23 protein-coding genes are annotated in these 20,155 nt (G+C 38.5%); 7 read left to right on the plus strand and 16 right to left on the minus strand.

Annotation, left to right across the window (positions count from 1 at the left end; translation table 11 throughout):
* Positions 1-184 precede the first annotated feature (184 nt).
* Both J3U54_RS08180 and J3U54_RS08185 read left to right on the plus strand, forming a co-directional pair.
* Complete coding sequence (locus J3U54_RS08180; RefSeq protein WP_323848312.1) at positions 185-1,120, plus strand: NAD(P)/FAD-dependent oxidoreductase; 936 nt, start codon at positions 185-187, stop codon at positions 1,118-1,120.
* A 9-nt stretch (positions 1,121-1,129) separates the two neighbouring features.
* Entirely contained in the window at positions 1,130-1,780 is a 651-nt protein-coding gene (locus tag J3U54_RS08185) for a VTT domain-containing protein (RefSeq protein WP_103753046.1), read from the plus strand.
* A gap of 12 nt (positions 1,781-1,792) precedes the next feature.
* On the opposite strand, the gene J3U54_RS08190 is transcribed toward J3U54_RS08185, so the two are convergent.
* Genes J3U54_RS08190 through J3U54_RS08210 form a run of 5 tightly spaced genes read right to left on the minus strand, consistent with a single transcriptional unit; the run spans position 1,793 to position 5,486 of the window.
* Positions 1,793-2,401, minus strand: a complete 609-nt coding sequence (locus J3U54_RS08190; RefSeq protein WP_267385696.1) for a TIGR01906 family membrane protein — start codon at positions 2,399-2,401, stop codon at positions 1,793-1,795.
* Entirely contained in the window at positions 2,398-3,174 is a 777-nt protein-coding gene (locus J3U54_RS08195; protein ID WP_103753048.1) for a TIGR01457 family HAD-type hydrolase, read from the minus strand. The genes J3U54_RS08190 and J3U54_RS08195 overlap by 4 nt, the downstream gene beginning before the upstream one ends.
* Complete coding sequence (locus J3U54_RS08200; RefSeq protein ID WP_220235185.1) at positions 3,175-3,765, minus strand: YutD family protein; 591 nt, start codon at positions 3,763-3,765, stop codon at positions 3,175-3,177. It lies immediately after the preceding gene.
* Positions 3,766-3,770: 5 nt separating this feature from the next.
* On the minus strand, positions 3,771-5,141 hold the full coding sequence (locus J3U54_RS08205) for a bifunctional metallophosphatase/5'-nucleotidase (protein WP_267385699.1): 1,371 nt from the start codon (positions 5,139-5,141) through the stop codon (positions 3,771-3,773).
* A 12-nt stretch (positions 5,142-5,153) separates the two neighbouring features.
* Entirely contained in the window at positions 5,154-5,486 is a 333-nt protein-coding gene (locus J3U54_RS08210) for a hypothetical protein (protein ID WP_103753051.1), read from the minus strand.
* A gap of 84 nt (positions 5,487-5,570) precedes the next feature.
* On the opposite strand from J3U54_RS08210, the gene J3U54_RS08215 reads away from it, so the two are divergent.
* On the plus strand, positions 5,571-6,938 hold the full coding sequence (locus J3U54_RS08215) for a glycerophosphodiester phosphodiesterase (RefSeq protein ID WP_267385700.1): 1,368 nt from the start codon (positions 5,571-5,573) through the stop codon (positions 6,936-6,938).
* 51 nt (positions 6,939-6,989) lie between these two features.
* On the opposite strand, the gene J3U54_RS08220 is transcribed toward J3U54_RS08215, so the two are convergent.
* Positions 6,990-7,991, minus strand: a complete 1,002-nt coding sequence (locus tag J3U54_RS08220; RefSeq protein WP_267385701.1) for a substrate-binding domain-containing protein — start codon at positions 7,989-7,991, stop codon at positions 6,990-6,992.
* 145 nt (positions 7,992-8,136) lie between these two features.
* Here J3U54_RS08220 and J3U54_RS08225 point away from each other — a divergent pair, with 145 nt between their 5' ends.
* Positions 8,137-9,243 (plus strand): aminopeptidase P family protein, encoded by a 1,107-nt coding sequence (locus J3U54_RS08225; RefSeq protein WP_267385703.1) that lies wholly within the window; start codon positions 8,137-8,139, stop codon positions 9,241-9,243.
* Between the two features lie 69 nt (positions 9,244-9,312).
* Here the strand turns inward: J3U54_RS08225 and J3U54_RS08230 are convergent, their stop codons facing one another.
* Together J3U54_RS08230 and J3U54_RS08235 are read right to left on the minus strand one after the other, a co-directional pair.
* Entirely contained in the window at positions 9,313-9,690 is a 378-nt protein-coding gene (locus J3U54_RS08230; protein WP_103753055.1) for a DUF1269 domain-containing family protein, read from the minus strand.
* 18 nt (positions 9,691-9,708) lie between these two features.
* Complete coding sequence (locus tag J3U54_RS08235; protein ID WP_103753056.1) at positions 9,709-10,137, minus strand: DUF948 domain-containing protein; 429 nt, start codon at positions 10,135-10,137, stop codon at positions 9,709-9,711.
* Between the two features lie 111 nt (positions 10,138-10,248).
* Between J3U54_RS08235 and J3U54_RS08240 the strand changes: the two genes are divergently transcribed.
* Positions 10,249-11,064 carry a mechanosensitive ion channel family protein gene (locus J3U54_RS08240; protein ID WP_267385704.1) on the plus strand — a complete coding sequence of 272 codons (816 nt, stop codon included), beginning with the start codon at positions 10,249-10,251 and terminating at the stop codon, positions 11,062-11,064.
* A gap of 38 nt (positions 11,065-11,102) precedes the next feature.
* Here the strand turns inward: J3U54_RS08240 and J3U54_RS08245 are convergent, their stop codons facing one another.
* The gene (locus J3U54_RS08245; protein ID WP_220220799.1) at positions 11,103-11,717 is read right to left on the minus strand and encodes an XTP/dITP diphosphatase; all 615 of its coding nucleotides are present in this window, start codon (positions 11,715-11,717) and stop codon (positions 11,103-11,105) included.
* Positions 11,718-11,734: 17 nt separating this feature from the next.
* A complete protein-coding gene (murI, locus tag J3U54_RS08250; RefSeq protein WP_220220798.1) occupies positions 11,735-12,523 on the minus strand; it encodes a glutamate racemase in 789 nt (262 codons plus the stop codon).
* Positions 12,524-12,590: 67 nt separating this feature from the next.
* Between murI and J3U54_RS08255 the strand changes: the two genes are divergently transcribed.
* Positions 12,591-13,010, plus strand: coding sequence for a YslB family protein (locus tag J3U54_RS08255; protein ID WP_267385705.1), 420 nt, complete (start codon positions 12,591-12,593; stop codon positions 13,008-13,010).
* Positions 13,011-13,082: 72 nt separating this feature from the next.
* Positions 13,083-13,448 carry a large-conductance mechanosensitive channel protein MscL gene (mscL, locus tag J3U54_RS08260; protein WP_103753061.1) on the plus strand — a complete coding sequence of 122 codons (366 nt, stop codon included), beginning with the start codon at positions 13,083-13,085 and terminating at the stop codon, positions 13,446-13,448.
* A gap of 43 nt (positions 13,449-13,491) precedes the next feature.
* On the opposite strand, the gene trxA is transcribed toward mscL, so the two are convergent.
* From trxA to alaS, 6 genes are all read right to left on the minus strand, one after another.
* Complete coding sequence (gene trxA, locus J3U54_RS08265; protein WP_220220797.1) at positions 13,492-13,803, minus strand: thioredoxin; 312 nt, start codon at positions 13,801-13,803, stop codon at positions 13,492-13,494.
* 88 nt (positions 13,804-13,891) lie between these two features.
* On the minus strand, positions 13,892-16,243 hold the full coding sequence (locus tag J3U54_RS08270; RefSeq protein ID WP_267385706.1) for an endonuclease MutS2: 2,352 nt from the start codon (positions 16,241-16,243) through the stop codon (positions 13,892-13,894).
* Between the two features lie 55 nt (positions 16,244-16,298).
* On the minus strand, positions 16,299-16,604 hold the full coding sequence (locus J3U54_RS08275; protein ID WP_103753064.1) for a DUF1292 domain-containing protein: 306 nt from the start codon (positions 16,602-16,604) through the stop codon (positions 16,299-16,301).
* A 1-nt stretch (position 16,605) separates the two neighbouring features.
* Positions 16,606-17,034, minus strand: coding sequence for a Holliday junction resolvase RuvX (gene ruvX, locus J3U54_RS08280; protein ID WP_103753065.1), 429 nt, complete (start codon positions 17,032-17,034; stop codon positions 16,606-16,608).
* Positions 17,035-17,292 carry an IreB family regulatory phosphoprotein gene (locus J3U54_RS08285; protein WP_103753066.1) on the minus strand — a complete coding sequence of 86 codons (258 nt, stop codon included), beginning with the start codon at positions 17,290-17,292 and terminating at the stop codon, positions 17,035-17,037.
* A 48-nt stretch (positions 17,293-17,340) separates the two neighbouring features.
* Positions 17,341-19,983: an alanine--tRNA ligase gene (gene alaS, locus J3U54_RS08290; RefSeq protein WP_267385709.1), complete on the minus strand. Its 2,643-nt coding sequence runs from the start codon at positions 19,981-19,983 to the stop codon at positions 17,341-17,343.
* Positions 19,984-20,155: the final 172 nt, after the last annotated feature.

Consider the following 20,155-nt stretch of genomic DNA (forward strand, 5'->3'; position numbering starts at 1 on the left):
CGCCGCCTTCCGCTTGGCTCTTGCCTTGCGCCCGACGACAGTTATTAATATTAGCAACTCTTTTTTACTTTTGCAAGTCTTTTTTACGATTTATTAAAGTGACTTAGAAATTTTTTCATGCTAAAGTTGTTATATCAACGTTTAGAGGGGAGTTTTAAAAATAAAAAAATTTGATATAGCAATCATCGGTGCAGGCCCAGTCGGTCTATTTTGTGCAAATTTTGCCCACCTACATGGTTTAACATCAATTACATTTGATTCTTTAAAGGAGGTTGGTGGACAACCACAATTTTTATATCCGAATAAAAAAATTTCTGATATTCCTGTTTTTGATCAAATTACTGGCTTTGATTTAATTAGTCGCTTAAAGAAATCTGCTACTGGCAAGACCACTTTTTCATTAAACCATCGCGTTACTTCTATTGAGCAAGAAGAAGACAAATTTCTTATTGATGGTGATTTTGAGGTAAAAAGCGTCATTATTGCTACCGGAACTGGTTCATTTAAACCAAAGAAATTACCTCTAAAAATGGATGAGGCAATTGAAAAACGCGTGCATTATTTTGTTCAAGATTTAGCTAAATACGCCGGTCAAACAGTTGCTGTTTTTGGTGGTGGTGATTCAGCTCTTGATTGGGCACTTGAACTTGCGGAGCAAGGCAACACGCAAGTCAAATTAATTCATCGCCGAAATGAATTTCGCGGTTTAGAATCTTCAATACAGCAACTGAAAAGTTTAAAAAATGTTGAAATTCTAACACCTTATCTTCCTAAAACAATTATATTAAGGAATAATCAACTTGAGGTTGGTCTCAAGCAAATGGGAGAAACTGACATTATTAAGCGCCACTTTGATCAAATCATTGTTGCCTATGGCTTTAGAGCAGATAATAGTATTGCCCGTAAGTGGGGCATTAATCTGACCAACGGCCAAATTGATGTCACGCGGGAAATGGCAACTAATATACCAGGTATTTATGCGATTGGTGATAGTGCCACTTACCCTGGTCGCGTTCCTGTAATCGGACTAGGCTTTGGCGAAGCTCAAATTGCAATTACCGCAATTATGCGCTCGCTTTTCCCAGAAAAAACCTTAACAATTCATTCAACCAGTATTTAGGAGCGATTTATGACAATAATCAATTTTATTCTTCACATTGATCACCATCTGATTGAAATAGTCAACCAGTTTGGCAACTGGACCTACTTGATTATTTTTGGCATTATTTTTATCGAAACCGGACTTGTAATTTTTCCCTTTTTACCAGGAGATTCGCTGATTTTTGCAGCAAGTTCGATGGCAGTAAACCCCAAATATCACATTAATATCTGGTTAGTTTATTTAGCAGTTTTATTAGCCGCCATTTTAGGTGATGCATGTAACTATGAAATTGGGGCACGCTCAGTTAATGCAGGAGAAAAACATTCTTGGTTTAATAAACTGATTAATCAGAAAAATCGAATGGCAGCCGAAAAATTCTTTGAGCGCCATGGTCCGATCACAATTGTTATTGGTCGTTTCATTCCATTCATTCGGACCTTTGTTCCTTTTATTTCTGGCGGAAGCAAAATGCATTATGGTAAATTTGCAATTTACAACGTAATTGGCGGAATTATCTGGAGTGGTCTTTTTACAATAATCGGTGCCTTATTTGGTAATATTCCATTCGTCAAAGAGCATTTTTCCATGTTAATTCTTGCAATTATTCTAATTTCAGTATTACCGATTTTAATTGTTGCCCTCAAAAAACGGCTAACACAAAAAAAGGAGCTCCACTAAGGAACTCCTTTTTTAGCGCTCTAAAAGCTGATTAGCAAAATATAATTCGTAAATAATTCCTGCGACTGCAAAACATGAGGCAAAAAAGCCTTCAGTCAGCACATTAATAATTGGATCAGTAGCCGGATTAAACAGCCAAGTACTGCTACCAGCAAATAGCAAATGATGAAATACAACAAAAAAGTTATCAAAATTTGTTAGTGCAAATGGTAAAACAGCAATTGGCAATAGTAAAAATAAAAGCGCCCAAACTTTATTTAGTTTCAGTGCTTTATTTTTTTGACTCCTGTTCCACAAAAAAATAAGCAGACAACATAAAAAGGCAAAAACAGCCAGAACAAGCAGTTTCTTTACATCCGAAAAATGCTGTGCAGCTAATGACGAAGTTGGTAAATTACTCATCTTCAGTTTGTGCTTAAACGGCCAGATTAAGTACCACATTAACTGATTGTAGTTGTGCATAACCTGCCCGATTGACAAATTAACAGTCTTATTAGTTTTTTGCACAATTACAAAAACTAGCAATAATGGCCAGCTGGCAATAATAGCGCCCACAACACTACTAGTAACGCCAAAAATAAAGTGATAAATGATTGTCAAAATGTTACTTTTTTTGCTCATAATTTTACCTTATCCAAGCTATCGACCAAAATCGTTGGCTGCTTTTTGCCAATTAGATCAGCAGCTTGGGTAATTCCTGTGGTTACCAATAATTGGTCAACCCCACTGTTAAAGCCAGCTTTTATGTCGGTTTCATAATTATCGCCCACTAAAAGAGCGTCTTTTTTAGAATAATGAAATTTAGCCAACACTTTTTCAATAATGATTGCAGATGGTTTACCAATATATAGCGGTTCTTGACCACTGGCAACAGCAACCATTGCACACAAAGAGCCGTTTCCTGGCATTAGCCCCTGATCACTAGGCAAGTTAACATCAGCATTAGTACCAATAAACTTAGCCCCATTTTGAATTGCAGTAGATGCAACCTGAACTTTATGATAAGTAAAATCAGTATCAAGCCCCACAACAACATAATCCGGATTGGACTCATTTAACTCGAATTCTGGATGCTTTAAAAATTCTTGTAATAAACCAATTTGCCCAATTAAATAAACGCCAATTTTCTTGGCTTGCCAATCTTCTTGCTCCAAAATATAACTAACTGTTGCCATATTCGGCGTATAAATATGAGAAACGTCCGTTTTAACGCCATGATGAGCCAATTTGTCAACAACCATTTGAGGTGTTCTGGTAGTGTTATTGGTTAAAAAAAGACACTCTTTACCTGCTTCTTTAATTCGGTGAATAAAACGCACTCCGGACGCAATAGTGTCTTTTCCACGATAAATAGTGCCATCGAGGTCCACTAAAAATAAATGGTAATCTTTCACTTACTTGCTGCCCTTTCTTTTTTTAATTACAAAAGTATGATTATTTTTCTGTTCTTTTTTAACCGCTACCGTTTCCGGCTTTTTATAATGTGCAGGTCGAACCTTGTAACGCTTGAAAGCAACACCATTCTTTTTATTAGGTTGCCCCTTCTTACGCTTACGATATGAACTACCCCATTTTTTCCGGTTATTATTACGATAATGGTGCACTGGGCTCAGCAATTGCAAGATAAAATAGGGACCACCAGGATTGCAATATTCCATTAAGTAGTCAGCAATCGTCTGTTCTTTTCGATCAATTGCTGTCTGTACGTTATCTTTATAAAAGCCTTTGAGACGTAAATGTTCGCTGGAAACATCCCCAACCAAAAAATCATATTGATCAAGATATGGGTCATATTTCTGGCTTAATACCTCAAGATCAAGGGCATCTTCCTTATTCACCATGACCTGGTATAACTGTTTATTAATCTTTAAACGGTCGTTTTCTAACGAAACAGCAGCCAATGGATGCCGAAGAGGCTGCTTTTTCTCAAACTTATTTTCCTTGTCAGTTTTTATCTTAACTACTTCAACGGCTTTTTCCGTCATTAGGTTCACTTCCTGTTAATAGGATATTTTTTGGCCAAATAATCCCCAATTACTTCACGTAAAAATTGTGGGAATAAAAACTTATTATCACCAACTATAGCTAAAGTAGGGAAAAACGGCACCAGAACATAGTGATCTAACACCGCAATTTCATATTCCTTAGCAGGATCAATTTCTTTGCCTTTAACGTAAACTATTCTGCTTATCGGGTCAAATTTGATTCCACGGTAATGCATTTGACCAAAAATTTTGCCGCGAAAACTCATCCCCTGCAAGTGAAAATGATCGAGGTAATGACGATTCTTCTCAATCTCCATGACCAAGCGCCACAAATCATTGCCCTTTAATTTTGATCTAACAACGTGCATGGAGTGCGGTAAAGCCACTTGTAAATCATATTTGGTTAAGATGCCGCGTTTAAAAGGTTGCAGAAAGAGCCCAGTACTCAGCATTGCCAAGTCGGTTTTAGCAAAATCAGCAATGGCATCCATTGAAACATTAATTGTTGCCTCATAATCGTCATCATATTTTTCCGGTAAATTCGCTACTTGTTCACGACTTAGAATTTCCTTACCGCATTCACAATAACCTAGAATTGTTTCAATATCGCCATTATGCTCTTTCATCAAGCTTGTTGGCTCGACATGCGGCGTTATTTTCTTTACATGGTGCTGATCATCAATCTCCACGTAAGTATTACCAACGTAATTACCCCACTTACCGGTTTGCGTAATCCAAACACCATTTACCCTTTTGCCATGCTTCAATAAATCGTGCGTATGACCGCCAACAATTAAATCAATCTGGGGATAATTATTTGCCAAAAACTCATCCATGTTTAGACCAACATGTGTTAATAAAATGAGCACATCATACTGTCCAGCAATTTTAGGTAACACATCATCCATTGTTTCTTTTAGCATTTTAACGTGCCAGTGGTTAGGCTCATAAGAAAGCGGATATGCGGCAGTTAGACCGATTAAGGCAATTCGGGTACCCTTTTTGGTAGTGATAATCTTATTTTGAACGGCCCAATGCGGCATTGACTCATCTTCCTCACGGAGGTTGGCCAAAATGACGGGAAATTTAGCATGATCAAATAAATGCTCAACCACCTCATGTGAGTTGGAAATTCCTTCATTATTACCAATCGTAATTGCATCATAATGAAAAGAATTCATTAATTTAATGTTAGCTTGCCCGTATGTTGCATCCGTTAAAGGGTGGGAACGGTCCATAAAATCACCGGCATCAAACGTGAAAACTTGATCAACTGATTGATCTTTTTGTGCCTCATGAAGATACCGGCCAATTTTGGGAAAGTGTTCAAAGTGTGAATGCAAATCATTAGTATGTAAAATGCGTAGTTTTTCCATTTCTCCCACTTTCTATCCAATCTGATTGGATTTTAAAATCATCTTATAAGCGTCCAAGATTTTACCCTTAGGCTTTTCCCATTCTACCCAGTCAGGATTTTTCCAATCTTCCTCATTAGTCAACGTTTCAAGCTGGTAAGTTTTATTGATGTACTTTTCATAAGTAACTAATGCCGTCGTTCGCGGGATGTTCAACTGCAAAATGCGCACATTCTTAATTTTGCCCCGGTCAACTGCTAGTTCAGCAATCCCATTTTGATCGATATTTGAAATTTCAAAATACTTGCTGTTATCATTACGAGTGATTTCTTCAATTAAATCTAATTCTTCATATTGTTGATTCATTAATTATACCTATGAAATTAAAACTGTTACATATAGCAAAAAATGTGCAACCATGCTATTGTAATAAACGATAGAGGTGTACACATGAAACGTAAAAGCCATCTAATTACGGCTCTCTTTTTTAGCTTAATCTTTTTGACAACAACTGGTTTCACTGTTGTCGGGCACCGCGGGGATCCCACTAAATACCCTGAAGAAACTATTCAGAGTGATGATTCTGCTTTCAACTCCGGCGCCGATTACGTTGAACTCGACCTTCATCTGTCATCAGACGGAGAACTGGTCGTTTCGCATGATGATGATTTGTTTCGAGTTACCCATACACATGCAATTGTATCACAAAATACTTGGCAAGCACTTAGTCAATTAACATATGATAATGGTGAACATGTGCTGAGTTTAGCGGAACTATTTGAACATTATCAAAAAATGCCAGATACAAAATTTATTTTAGAAACAAAAATAGATCACTCAATTGATTCTTCTTATGAACTTGAAGATAAAATTGCGGCAACAATTAAAAAATATCACATGGAAAAACGGGTCATGATTCACTCATTTTCTGCTGCCAGTTTATTTCATTTTCGAGAAATTATGCCTGATGCATATTTAATCTTAATTGTCGGCAGTTTAAAACGAATGAACTTCAGCAATCTTCCGCAAGTTAATGCAGTCAACGTATCATCTGATCTAATTTTAAATCACTCTTGGCTAATTCACTGGTTGCACCAGCTAAACAAACAGGTTTTTGTTTGGACAGAAATGGACGAATCGCCTGAATTGTGGCATTGGCTAATTAACAAAAACATTGATGGTGTCGTGACCAACTTTCCCAGTACCGGTTTCAAGTACAAATTGGCAAAAGAAGGAACGCATAAATACGATATCCACCGCAAGGGGTTATACTTCGGCAATAAAAAAGCTGCCACAATGATGAACCCATATGTTCGAATTAAACGCAAAAAGTTTGTTTATCCTGGACAAAAATTAGAGGTATCGTATGGTGTGCGGGCACATAACCAGCTTTATTATCAAATAGACAACCAAACCTTTATTTCCGCTGAATTTGTTACCCTGGATTTAAAGCCGCAAGATGTTGCCCCGTACCAAGATAAGCAAGTTATCGCACGGCCGCAAAAAGAAGTTGCGCTTTACCGTTATCCAGAAAATCAGGCAAAAACTAAGAAGAAAATGCCCCTTAACCAGCTTTATCGCATCTATAATTTCAACGGTAGTCCTAAGAGCATGTGGCTCAAAACATCTCTAGGCTGGGTTAAGGCCCGTGATATTCTCTTTTACGGCTTTTTCGACGAAACCAGTTGGAAAAACTATCATAATTTGCCACGAATGAGCCGTTATCCTAATATTGCCTTGACGCAATATCAGCCGCTACAAGCGCCAAGAGAACTTACTTTTACCCAAAAAATTAAATTAGCAGCGCAATTAAATTAGCGTAGCAAAAACCCGTTACACATTTGTGTAACGGGTTTTTAGTTAAATCATTTAGTTATTTGAAGTACTCTGCTTTTTCAGTAATTCATATGGCAATTCAATTTGCATATTGTCTACTTTTTCATTATTCATCAATTTGGTCAGCATTCTCATTGCTACAGCACCAATATCATAAAGGGGTTGACGAATAGCTGTTAGAGCCGGACGAACGACAGAAGCGATTTGAGTTGCGCTAGCCGTAATAATTTCCAAGTCATCTGGAACTTTCTTTCCAGCATCAATTGCTGAATTCAAAATACCGACAGCAGTAACATCGCTAGTTACGATTACACCATCAATACCATCTTGACTTAGTTGCGAGAAGAGGTTATATCCGTCGGAATGATCCTTAATGTGACTATAAAAATGACCTTCACCTAAATTATGTTCTTCTAAGAATTTCTTGTAGGCTGGAATGCGGTTCTCAGCGTTAACAACCGTATCAGGATTATCCAAAACAAGTGCTAAGTTCTTTTTACCATCGTTATAAAGCAAGTTCAAAGCCTCAGTATCGGCTTTCTTGTAGTCAATTGCAACGGAAGGAAATTCTTGGTGGTTATCCTTGGTTCCGGCCAAAACAACGGGTGTATCAGTCCGTTTAAAAGCCTCGACAGCTTCTTCTGGCAAACTATCAGACATGTAAATAACCCCATCAACCTGCTTATTCAACAAGCCCTGGATTGCTTGGTCTTCACGCATCAAACGATTCTCAATGCTCGTAATAATAATATTATACTTATACAAAAGGGCAATATCGTCGATTCCTTTTGAAAGTTCAGCAAAATAAAGGTTGGTTAAATCCGGCACAATCAACCCGACAGTTGTTGTTCTCTTAGAGGCTAGTCCCTGCGCTACAGCATTTGGTTGGTAGTGCAAACGATTAATCACTTTCATTACCCGATCACGTGTATCTTTACGCACGTTGGTGTTACCATTAACAACCCGTGAAACTGTGGCCATCGATACCTTGGCCTCGCGAGCAACATCATAAATTGTAATATCTTGTTTACGCATCTTATTTCCCCTATCTTATGTACTAGTATAAAATTTATCATTCTTTTGCAAAAAGTGCAAACGTTTACAGCTATTCTTTCATTTTTTCAACTCAAGAACATGATATACTTTTCTTAATTACCGCTTGATACGAAAGGAAAAGTTTATGAATTTAACCAAATTGCAAGAATGGCTACAGAGTTCTAATAACGACGTAGCTTATATTTCAAATCCAACCACAATAGCCTATTTTACAGGTTATGATATGGAGCCGCATGAACGAATTTTCGCTCTTCTAGCTTTCAAGGACCAAGACCCATTCGTCTTTGTTCCTGCCCTAAATGTAGAAGAAGCCAAAAATTCTGCTTGGAATGGCGATGTTTATGGCTACCTTGATTCAGAAGATCCTTGGGCTGTAATTGCTGACAAAGTTAAGCACAGAACTACAGCATACCAAAAATGGGCGCTTGAGAAAAATAATTTGTCTGTTTCTCACTACCAATTGCTCCATCAACAATTCCCTGATGCAAACTTTGATGCCGATGTGTCTAACTTTATCGCTAAAATTCGTTTGTATAAGACGCCTGAAGAAATTAAGCAATTACAAGCTGCCGGTAAAGAAGCTGACTTTGCTTTCCAAATCGGTTTTAACGCCATTAAGACTGGCGTAACCGAAAGATATATTGCTGGTCAAATTGATTACCAGTTAAAACTGCAAAAGGGTGTTATGCACGAAAGTTTTGAAACTATCGTGCAAGCCGGTGCAAATGCTGCTAATCCTCATTTAGGCCCAACAATGAACAAAATAGCACCTAATGAATTAGTGCTATTTGATCTTGGAACTATGCACAACGGCTATGCATCCGATTCTAGTCGAACAGTTGCTTATGGTGAACCAAGCGCAAAGGAAAAAGAAATCTACGAGATCGACCGTGAAGCACAACAAGCCGCAATTGATGCTGTTAAACCAGGGATGACAGCTTCTGAACTTGATAGTGTTGCCCGTGACGTGATTACTAAGGCCGGCTACGGCGAATATTTCATTCACCGCTTAGGTCACGGAATTGGCAAGGATGTGCACGAATATCCTTCAATTGTTCAAGGCAATGACTTAATTATTGAGGAAGGCATGTGCTTTTCGATTGAGCCTGGCATATACATCCCTGGTGTTGCAGGTGTAAGAATCGAAGACTGCGGCGTTGTCACTAAAGACGGTTACCAACCATTTACACATACTGACAAAGAGCTCAAGTACATTCCGCTCAACGACTAATTTCTCTATAATAAAAATGCACTGGCGGGAGATTGTTCCTGCTAGTGCATTTTTTTGTTAACTTAATTGTTAAGGTCTTGGTAAAGTGTCATCCTTTGGCAAAACGCCTGGATCCTCTGGGCCTTCAGCATTATGCAGATCATCAACTGATTTTTCTGCATTGTCCTTTTGAATTGGGTCATCATCTTTTGAATTATCAATGACAATATCATCAAAATCTTTTAATTCAGAATCATCCTCGACATTCTTAGGGAATGATGCCAATTGATTTTTAACTACTTCTGTACCGTTATCATATTTTTTCTTCAAATCTTGAACGGTATCATTATTCTTAACTTTTCTCTTTAATTCATCAATTTGATTATCGCTAACAAGCAATGAACCAGCTAAAAAACCTGCTGCTCCACCTACAATAGCACCTAATACAAAATCAGTAAATTTTCTCATCGTAGTAACTCCTTTTTACTAATCCTTACCTTTACGACGCCTACGACGTGCAAACATCGACGATAAAGCAGAAGACATTATTCCGTTATTGCCTTTCAGACGGAAGTTGCTGACGCGTTTTGCCATCTTACGGGAGGACGCGTTAACATCCGAAACGCTAACTCCTAAATCTGCGGCTGCTTGAACCACTGGATCTAGGGTTTCCATTTTAACGTTCACGTCCGCCAATAACACATTGGTTTTATCAAGTAAATCACCTGTTTGCTGAAGCAAGACATCAGCTTCTTTCGAAATCTGCTGTATTGATTCATTGGCACTCTTGATCATTTCTTCTGCTTGTTTTGTCGCCTTTGTGGCACGAATAAGCACAGGAATTGTGAAAAGTACTAAAATTAATAATGCAACCGCAGCAATTATACCTGCTAATGCACCATAAGACATTATCATCTTCAACCTCCAATTCTATACCTAAAAAAAGTCTAGCATGAAAATGCTTCAATCTCAATCTATATGTAATATTTTGCTATAGTTAATATGCATATAAGAAAGGCGGGAACCATGAAACAAGCGTTTCAAATCAACCAAAAAGTTTTAAAAATCAATTGGGATCAAATTGGCGAGCAATTAATCTCAGTTGTGTGGCAATTAGCAATATCATCTTTGATATTCTATTTAATTATTCAATTTGGCAAAAAAATTATTAATCATTATTTAAACCATAGTAAGCGCCCACAAACCAAGCGATCGAAAACAGTTGCGGCTTTAATTAATAGTATTTTTTCTTATACAGTTATCTTCTTTTATTTATTTGCTGTTTTATCAATATTGGGTATTCCAATTGGGACTTTGCTAGCTAGTGCTGGTATCTTTTCTCTTGCTTTAGGCATGGGAGCTCAGGGCTTTGTCAGTGATTTAGTCAACGGCTTTTTCATTTTGAGTGAAGATCAATTTGATGTTGGTGACATTGTCCAGATTAATAATCAAACTGGGGTGGTTGTTCAGCTAGGATTACGGACAACCAGACTAAAAGGAACAGATGGTTCGATTATCTACATCCCTAACCGTAATATCTCAATCGTCCAAAATCTCGCCCACGGCGGTATTGGTCTTGATATTGAATTGCAGTTAAAAGTTTCCAACGACTTTAACAAGGTTCATCAACTCATTGAGCAAGTAAATAATGACATAGACCTAGGTAAAAATGTCCTTGTCCAAGGTCCCAATATTATCGGGATTACCGCACAGACAGCTCAAACAGCTACATATGTCATTCATTTTCAAGTCGAACCAGGGCATGAAAAAGCTGTTCAAGATCAATATTTAACGCATTACTTAAAAACGCTGCAAGCAAATGGCATTTTATTAGCACAATAATGAAAAAGGTTAATCCCATAGTTAGGATTAACCTTTTTTTAAAATTGCGCTAGCCAGGCAGGAAAAGCAGCCAATAATTTTTGGATTGCCCTGCCACGGTGTGACAAACTATTTTTTTCTTCAACCGTCATTTCAGCAAAGGTTTTGCCTTTTTCTGGAACATAAAACAAAGGATCATAGCCAAAGCCATCTTCTCCTCGAGGAGCCGCCAGAATAAGGCCACTACACTGACCCGAAACGACTAGATCCTGAGCAAAATTGCCCGGCATCGAAGCCACAATCGTGGTATTAAAACGTGCTGTCCTTTTTTCAGGTTTTACCCCACCAAGTTCTACCAACAATTTAGCATTATTTTTGCTGTCATTATGCTCCTCTCCGGCAAACCGAGCGGACCGAACTCCGGGCGCCCCATCAAGAGCATCCACCATTAATCCTGAGTCATCAGCAATGGTCACCATTTGACTGTAATCAGCCAGAGCATGCGCCTTTAATTTAGCATTTTGCTCAAAGGTTGTTCCATATTCCTCAACAATTGGCGCATGAGCCAAATCTTTGTTAGTTTTGATAGCAACATCTATTTTGGCTTTTTTAAAAGCCTCTTTTAATTCCTTAACCTTGCCATAATTGGTCGTAGCAAACAAAATTTCTTTCATAACTTGCCTTTTCTTTTTTATAAATGATGAGCGGTAAAATTAGCGTCATTAAGCACTATTTTGCCCAATTTTTCTACTAACTCAACCTCACCAGTTGTGTAATATTCATGTTGAGCAGATTGGGTACTGGCACCTAACAGCCCTTTTTGCTTCATCAATTCAAAGGTACTTTCCGCTACCTGATCTGCAGGATCGACTACCTGAACCCCAGTCGGCAGACACTGAACGAACTCATCACGAATAATTGGATAATGCGTGCACCCTAAAATCAAGGTATCAAATGTGCTATTTTCTAGTGGCTTTAGGGTTTGCTGCAAGGCTGACAAATAGTTTGATCTACCAGCATTTTTTTCAATCAAAGGCACTAATTGTGGTGCCGCAAGCTCTGTCACCTGAACTTTAGGATCGCGCGCATTAATTTCTGTTTGGTAAGCATGGAGTGCCACTGTCATTTGCGTGGCAACTACTGCAACCCGATTAGTTTGAGTTGCGCGAATTGCCGCACTGCTTCCAGATTGAATCACGCCGATAATTGGAACGGTTATTTCTTTTTGGATGATATCCATCGCGACTGCCGTGGCAGTATTGCAAGCAAAAATAATCAACTTAACATTTTTACTTAATAAAAAATTGACACTGTTTCTAGTCAGTTCGACTATTTCTTCTTTCGTCTTATCACCATATGGGATATGGGCATTATCACCGATAAAAACAGTTGATTCGCCTGGCATCTTTTGAATGATTTTTTTGACAACAGTTAAACCACCAACGCCAGAATCTAACAGGCCGATTGGCCGATTATCCATAATATAAATCCCCTCAATTTTTTCTATTTCTCTCAATTTTACGGTAAAATAAAAGAAAATAAAAGGGATGAAATTCTTTATGCAAGACAACAAGCAACAAAGCGAACACGTGTATTTTGTTAATCAGTTATACCGCGACTTTCTTTTACCCACCATTTTAGGTGAAGACAATGAGGCAATCTTATATTGGGGTGGCAAAAAAATTGCCCGCAAATATGATTTGTCGTCTTTTGACGACGTGGTCAGTTTTTTTGCTACCACTGAATTTGGCGATTTAACAAGAGTAAAGCAGCGGCGAACTGAGACCGTTTTTGAATTAAGCGGCCAAAGTGTAACCGATCGCTTGAACAGCGATAGTCATGAGTTTTCTCTAGAAGCCGGAATTTTAGCAGAAGCAGTCCAAAAAGAAACTGGTCGGACTACAGAATGCGAACTAAAGATTGATGATAAAAGGGAAATCGTTCAAATAGCAGCCAAATTTGACTAAGTTTAAAAGCTTTTTAATTGAGTTTTTGCCCATTTTTGCAATATGATTAAAGTGAGAATGGAGGAAATAAAGATGCTAAAAGAGTTTAAACAATTTATTGAACGTGGAAATGTAATTGACTTGGCTGTTGGTGTTATCATCGGCGGAGCTTTTACTAATATTGTAAATTCATTAGTAACAAACTTAATTAACCCATTAATTGGTCTATTTATTGGCAAAATTGATTTATCAAATTTAGTAGTCAAGGTTGGCGGCGCAACCTTTAGGTATGGTTCATTTATTAACACTGTGATTAACTTCTTAATTATTGCATTCATTGTTTTCTTACTTGTGAAGGCTGTCAATAAAGTAACCAAACCGCAACCGGCTCCAGCTCAGCCATCTGCTGAAGATTACTTAAAAGATATTCGGGATTTGCTCCAAGCAAAAAATAACTAAAAAAATAAGGCTCTCTCTTCTGAGAAAGCCTCTTTTTTTGCGTTTAATCAGTATATTGATTGAGAATTTGATCAAGCTTGGCCTTTGGGGTATAGCCAGTTATCCGATCAACAATTTCCCCATTTTTCTTAATGAGTAAAGTTGGGATAGCCATAATGCCAAGAGAACTTGGTGTTTCTTTATTTTGATCAATATCCATCTTCGTAAACTTAACATCTTGCCGTTCTTCAGCCAATTCATCGACAACAGGTGATTGCATCTTGCAAGGACCACACCAAGTTGCCCAAAAATCTGTTAGCACAACGCCATCTTTTGTTTCTTCTTCAAAGTTCTGATCTGTTAGTTCATCAACCATGAATATACCTCCCTATATATAATGCAATATTTCTTATCTTATAAAATTCATTATAGCAAGCCGACTTACTTTTTACAAGTAAGCTGTTTTATTTCAAATGGACAATAGTTGCACCGTTACCACCCTCGTTAGCAGGAGCATAATTAAAGCTTTTTACGTGACTACTCGAACGCAAATATTGCCACACACCTTTTCTAATTGCACCTGTTCCAATTCCGTGAATGATTGTGACGACATCAAGGCCAGCAAGCAAAACAGAATCAATATACCGATCAAGGTTGGTCATTGCCTCATCATAACGCTGTCCACGTAAATCAAGTTCGCTACGGGCGTTACTTCGCCGGTTGGAACTAACAGCACGGACGGTTTTCTTGGTTTGCTGCTTTTGCTGATTTATCTTTTCAACATCACGATCACTCACTTTTACTTTGATAATGCCCATCTGGACTTCATATTGATGCTCAGATAGTTTTTTAGTGATTGTTCCTGTTTGATTGTAAGATAAAACTTTAACCTGGTCGCCCACCTTGACGTGATGCCGTCTTTTTTCTTTTTGCAGGACGCGATTATGAGCTAGGTTTTCATTTTGCTTTTCAAGCTGCGTTAACTTTCCCTTCGCATCAATCAGTTCGTTTTGCTTAACATTATTCGGCTGCTTTTGCAGCTGTTCGATGATTTTTTCGGCTTTCTTTCGGCTTTTGGCAACAACTTCATTGGCCCGTTCTTGGGCAAATTCTAACTGCTTTTGCACACGCTGGTTATACCAATCAAGTGCTTGCTGCAATTTTACTTCAAGTTTTCTACTCCGATCAAGGCTGGTTTCTAAATGCCGGCGTGCGGTTGACGCCTTTTTAGTCTGTTTGGCTAGTTCGGCAATCATTTGGTTAATATCTGCATTATCATCAGACATTAGACCTTCCGCATTTTTTACAACATCTTCACGCATTCCTAAGCGTCGTGCAATTGCAAAGGCGTTACTGTGCCCAGGAATACCGATTTGCAGGCGATAAGTTGGTGATAAAGTTTTTAAATCAAATTCCATTGAAGCATTTATTGCTTTGGGGCGGTTGTAGCCATACAGTTTTAACTCAGGATAATGAGTGGTAACAATTATCTTAGCTTGCTTTTTTCGCAAGAAATCCAAGATACTAATTGCCAAACTTGCCCCTTCCTCTGGATCAGTTCCAGCTCCAATCTCATCGATTAGCACTAAAGTTTGCTCATCAACATTTTTCATTATTTTAATGATGCCATTAATATGCGAAGAAAAAGTACTAAGCGATTGTTCAATTGACTGTTCATCACCAATATCGGCACAAATATCCTTGAAAACGCCAGCCTTACTATTTTCAGCAACAGGAATGAATAGTCCTGCTTGCACCATTAATTGCAAAATGCCCACGGTCTTTAACGTAATCGTCTTACCACCGGTATTCGGACCAGTAATCAGCATTGTGTCAAAATCTTCACCCAAACGAATATCATTAGCAACTACTTTTTTGGGATCAATTAACGGATGTCGCGCCTGCAAAAAAACAAGCGAATGATCTTCAGTTAGTTGAGGCTCTGTCGCCTTCAGTTCACGTGCTAATTTTGCTTTAGCCTGAATAAAGTCTAACGAAGTTAATGCAGCAGCAATCTGCTCAATCGAATCAACTTCTTGCCGTGCCTGCGAAGAAAGAGAATGTAAAATTCGCTGAATTTCCCTGCGTTCCTGAGCTAACAGGTTTTGCACCCGATTATTTAAATTAAGGACGCTGCTAGGCTCGATAAACAGGGTCTGCCCGCTGGCACTCTGATCATGGACTACACCGCCAAATTTATTGCGGTATTCTTGTCTAACCGGAATAACGTAACGTTCATCCCTAATAGTAACAATTTGCTCAGACAAATATTTACTGCTATTTCCCTTAAGATAGCCGTCCATGCGCTTTTTGATTTCTTCATCGTTTGCTTTTAATTCTCGCCGTAATTGTGCTAACTCGCTTGACGCAGTATCGAGTACTTCGCCATCAAAAGTTAACGACTTTTTTAACTGATTAAAAAAGTCTTCTGGAACGTTTAAATCTTCCAGAATAGTTTCAATTGCAGTCAGATCAAGCTCTTCATCATCAACGTCTTCTAAAAAGCCATTGACATCATTAGCCAAAGTTAAAACCAGCAGTAAATTACCAAGCTCAGCCGCATTTAAATTAGCATTAATCCGCAGTCGTTTCGTACTTGGCTTCACATCCATAAAGTCAGTTAAGGGTAGTTGCCCCTTGATGCGCAGCATATTGGCGCCAGTTAATGTCTGCTTTAAAGCTTGTTGTACCCACGAAAATTTGCTACTAGGTACCAAATTAGCCGCCTGCCTTTTTGCCGGGGCGGTAATTGCCATTTCCTGCAAGCGATCCGTAATCTTTGCAAATTCTAATGTTTCTAATATTTTGTCATTCATTTTCTTCAAAAAATTTCTATTAATAAAAAAGGCTGGCTAAGCCAGTCTTTTTTGTTTATTCACCACTTAAGCGATCATCATCCAAGAAGGTATTTAGAACTCCTTGAACCATGTTCCATTCATCGTCTGCCTCAATTTCGTGCAAATCACTGCTGGTTACATCGCCTGCATCGTCTGCATCATAACTAAAAGCAAGAACCTCAATTTCTTCATCCTCACCAGCTGAAGCAGGATAAAGCAAAACGTACGACTTATCATAGTCATCTGAATGAAATGTGAATAAAATTTCGTATAATTCCTCATTACCTTGATCATCAACTAAGGTAATTTGACGGTCATCACCGTGAACTTCTTGTGTCATATTAATCCTTTCGGTTTAAGTCTAAATAATTCTGCAAAATCAAAACCGCGGCCATTTGGTCGATTACTTTCTTACGCTTGTGCCGATCATGAATTCCGGCTTCTTCGACCAAAACCCGACTTGATTCAACTGTCGTTAATCGTTCATCAGAATAATAAACGGGCAATCCGAATTTATCTTTCAGCCTTTTACCGTATGCCTTACTGCGAGCAACAGATGCTCCAGATGAGCCATCCATATTTTTGGGCAAACCCAAGACAAAACCATCTGGATCGTATTCACGGACAATTTTTTTCAGTGGGCGCATGCCAAAATTAAATCGTGTTTCATCAATTGGAATTGTTGTGACCTTTTGGGCGGTTATGCCTAGCTCATCGCTAACAGCTACACCAACAGTTTTTGATCCAACATCTAAACCAAGCAGTCTCATCTATTTGTTTTTTCCAAGATAACTTTTAACAAGCTCTTCAATAATTTCATCACGTTCGTGCTTTAAAATCAAATTACGAGCGTCATTATGCCGTGGAATATAAGCCGGATCACCAGACAATAAGTAACCAACAATCTGATTAACGGGATTATACCCTTTTTCTTCAAGGGCATTGTAAACATCTTGCAGAGTATCATAAACATTTTTGCCTTTATTTTCATTAAAGTCAAAATGCATTGTCTTATCTAGCGAACTCATAATTATTCCTCCTTGCTTAATTTTACTTGAAAAGCAGGATAAACTCAATTATTTATTATTTGAAACTAGTGTGAGAACTTGCTTAATCGCCTCGTCAAGACACTCAGGTTTTTTACCACCAGCTTGAGCCATGTTTGGACGACCACCGCCGCCACCACCGAAGATTGGGGCAACTTGTTTAATTAAATCGCCAGCCTTTAACCCGTGATCAAGAGCTTTTTGATTCAAGCTAATAATCATGTTTGCTTTGCCATCTTTTCCAGCAGCTAAAACTAAGACATCTGACGTATTACCGCTCTTCCACGTATCTGCAAGTTCACGTAAGTCATTCATGCCGTTAACATCGGCTTTTTGAGCGATAACCGTTAAGTCACCGGCTTGTTCAACGTTATTAAAAATTGCTCCGGCTTTAATCTGATTAATCTTAGAATTAAGTTCTTCTACTTGCTTTTGACTATCATGCAAGTCTTGTTCTAGACTGTCAACCTTATCCAAAATATCTTGCGGTTTAGTCGATTTTACTTCAGCTTGAATCTCATCCAGTAATTCTGAACGGTTAGCTAAGTATTCATAAGCCTTCTTCGACATTACGGCTTCAATTCTTCTTAAACCGGCTCCGATAGCTGATTCCGAGGTAATCTTAAAAATACCGATTTGGTTAGTATTAGCACAGTGCGTTCCCCCACAAAATTCAATGGAGAAATCACTAACTTGAACTACCCGAACCTGATCGCCATATTTGCCATCAAACAAAGCCAAAGCGCCCATTTCTTTTCCACTTTCGGGATCAGTAATAGTCGTTTTAACATCAATTGCTTCCCAAATCTTTTGGTTAACCATGTTTTCAACTGACTTAAGTTCTTTAGGAGTCATTGGCTCGACGGCAGTAAAGTCAAAGCGGAGAAAATCTGGTTCAACTAAGCTTCCTGCTTGGTGGGTATGTTCACCGAGCACACTCCGTAAAGCGGCGTGTAGCAAGTGCGTTGCGGTATGTGAATGACGCAGGCCTTCACGACGGACGCGGTCAATTTTTAAGGTATATTCTTGTCCTTTTTCCAGTGGCAAAATAACATCAACAAAGTGCATGTTTTGGTCGTTTGGTGCATGTTGCACGTCTGTTACTTTAGCTACCAAATCACCATCATGGTTGTAGATATCACCGTGATCAGCCACTTGGCCACCGCGTTCAGCGTAAAATGGGGTCTTGTCAAAAATTAACGTAGCCTGCTCGCCATCGGCTTTATCAACTAACTTATCATCAACAATAATGTCGATTAGCTTAGCGTGCTTTTCTTCATAGACACCATATTCAAACTCTGACTTATCCTTTAAGTTCATCAGGGTTTCATCTTGTGCACCCATGGATTGCAGATTACCACGAGCCTTACGGGCACGCTCTTTTTGTGCCTTCATTTCTGCATCAAAGCCTTTTTTATCAACTTTTAAGCCTGCATCTTGAGCGGTCTCAAAGGTTAATTCATACGGAAAGCCGTAAGTATCAAAGAGCTTGAACGCATCCTTACCCGCAATTGTTTTATCATGATCTTTTTTCGCAGCTTGAATTAAATCGTCTAATAAGCTCAAGCCGGAATCAAGCGTCAATTGGAATCTTTCTTCCTCGTTCTTGATTACCTTAGCGATAAAGCTCTTCTGGTCTGTGACTTCAGGGTAATGGCTTTCCATAATCTTGCCAACTACTGGAACCAATTTATACAAAAATGCGCCTTTAATTCCTAACCGTTGACCATTTAAATCTGCCCGTCTAATTAACCGCCGTAAAACATAGCCACGTCCTGTGTTGGAAGGCAAAGCGCCATCGGCAATTGCGAAACTAACTGTTCTTACGTGATCAGCAATGATTTTAAAAGCAGTTGTATCTGCCTTATTTTCGCCATACTTCTTATTGGCAGTCATTTTTTCTGTTTCATGGATAATTGGTAAGAAGAGGTCTGTTTCAAAATTGGTTGGAGCATCTTGCAAAATTGACAAGACACGCTCTAATCCCATACCGGTATCAATATTCTTATGGGGCTGATCAACATATTGACCATTTGCCAAGTGGTTGTATTGTGAGAAAACAATGTTCCAAATTTCAAGGTAACGCGCATTTTCCCCACCAGGGAAGTTTTCAGGATCATCTTCGGCCACATCATTATTTTCTTGCCCACGATCATAAAAAATTTCGGAATCGGGACCACAAGGACCTTCGCCAATATCCCAAAAGTTTTCTTCAAGTTTGACAATGTGATCTTCCGGCATTCCGACTTCAAGCCAAATCTTTTGGGCTTCGGTATCCTTAGGATAAACGGTACAGTATAATTTTTGCGGATCAAAATCAAGCCAATCAGGACTGGTCAAAAATTCCCAAGCCCAAGTAATTGCTTCTTTTTTAAAGTAATCACCTACAGAAAAGTTGCCAAGCATTTCAAAGAAAGTTTGGTGTCGCGCCGTTTTACCGACATTTTCAATATCATTAGTCCGGATTGATTTTTGCGAACTTGTGATTCTGTGATTCTTTGGCACAACGGAACCGTCAAAATATTTCTTCATTGTCGCCACACCAGAGTTAATCCAAAGAAGAGTTGGATCATCTTGTGGAATTAGTGACTGACTAGGCAAGACCATGTGACCATGCTGTTTAAAGAAGTCTAAAAACATTTGTCTAAATTCAGAACTTGTCAGTTTCTTCATTAATTTTCTCCCTTTTGTCAAAATAAAAAACACCATTGCTATCTTTAAGGACGCCTAAAACGCGGTACCACCTCAATTGCAACAGTGCTTGTTACCTCTTAATAATCTTTATTATATAAAAACGTAAGGAGCATTTTTTAAGTAATCAATAAATCTTTCTCAGCAACCGATT

Origin of the sequence: Lactobacillus sp. B4007 (genome assembly GCF_026535895.1) — a bacterium.
Lineage (GTDB): Bacteria > Bacillota > Bacilli > Lactobacillales > Lactobacillaceae > Lactobacillus > Lactobacillus panisapium.

Coding starts and splice junctions, on each gene's coding strand:
- J3U54_RS08185 (WP_103753046.1), top strand. CDS start 1,130: ATGACAATAATCAATTTTATTCTTCACATTGATCACCATCTGATTGAA.
- J3U54_RS08190 (WP_267385696.1), bottom strand. CDS start 2,401: ATGAGCAAAAAAAGTAACATTTTGACAATCATTTATCACTTTATTTTT.
- J3U54_RS08200 (WP_220235185.1), bottom strand. CDS start 3,765: ATGACGGAAAAAGCCGTTGAAGTAGTTAAGATAAAAACTGACAAGGAA.
- J3U54_RS08205 (WP_267385699.1), bottom strand. CDS start 5,141: ATGGAAAAACTACGCATTTTACATACTAATGATTTGCATTCACACTTT.
- J3U54_RS08210 (WP_103753051.1), bottom strand. CDS start 5,486: ATGAATCAACAATATGAAGAATTAGATTTAATTGAAGAAATCACTCGT.
- J3U54_RS08215 (WP_267385700.1), top strand. CDS start 5,571: ATGAAACGTAAAAGCCATCTAATTACGGCTCTCTTTTTTAGCTTAATC.
- J3U54_RS08220 (WP_267385701.1), bottom strand. CDS start 7,991: ATGCGTAAACAAGATATTACAATTTATGATGTTGCTCGCGAGGCCAAG.
- J3U54_RS08225 (WP_267385703.1), top strand. CDS start 8,137: ATGAATTTAACCAAATTGCAAGAATGGCTACAGAGTTCTAATAACGAC.
- J3U54_RS08230 (WP_103753055.1), bottom strand. CDS start 9,690: ATGAGAAAATTTACTGATTTTGTATTAGGTGCTATTGTAGGTGGAGCA.
- J3U54_RS08235 (WP_103753056.1), bottom strand. CDS start 10,137: ATGATAATGTCTTATGGTGCATTAGCAGGTATAATTGCTGCGGTTGCA.
- J3U54_RS08240 (WP_267385704.1), top strand. CDS start 10,249: ATGAAACAAGCGTTTCAAATCAACCAAAAAGTTTTAAAAATCAATTGG.
- J3U54_RS08245 (WP_220220799.1), bottom strand. CDS start 11,717: ATGAAAGAAATTTTGTTTGCTACGACCAATTATGGCAAGGTTAAGGAA.
- murI (WP_220220798.1), bottom strand. CDS start 12,523: ATGGATAATCGGCCAATCGGCCTGTTAGATTCTGGCGTTGGTGGTTTA.
- J3U54_RS08255 (WP_267385705.1), top strand. CDS start 12,591: ATGAAATTCTTTATGCAAGACAACAAGCAACAAAGCGAACACGTGTAT.
- mscL (WP_103753061.1), top strand. CDS start 13,083: ATGCTAAAAGAGTTTAAACAATTTATTGAACGTGGAAATGTAATTGAC.
- trxA (WP_220220797.1), bottom strand. CDS start 13,803: ATGGTTGATGAACTAACAGATCAGAACTTTGAAGAAGAAACAAAAGAT.
- J3U54_RS08270 (WP_267385706.1), bottom strand. CDS start 16,243: ATGAATGACAAAATATTAGAAACATTAGAATTTGCAAAGATTACGGAT.
- J3U54_RS08275 (WP_103753064.1), bottom strand. CDS start 16,604: ATGACACAAGAAGTTCACGGTGATGACCGTCAAATTACCTTAGTTGAT.
- ruvX (WP_103753065.1), bottom strand. CDS start 17,034: ATGAGACTGCTTGGTTTAGATGTTGGATCAAAAACTGTTGGTGTAGCT.
- J3U54_RS08285 (WP_103753066.1), bottom strand. CDS start 17,292: ATGAGTTCGCTAGATAAGACAATGCATTTTGACTTTAATGAAAATAAA.
- alaS (WP_267385709.1), bottom strand. CDS start 19,983: ATGAAGAAACTGACAAGTTCTGAATTTAGACAAATGTTTTTAGACTTC.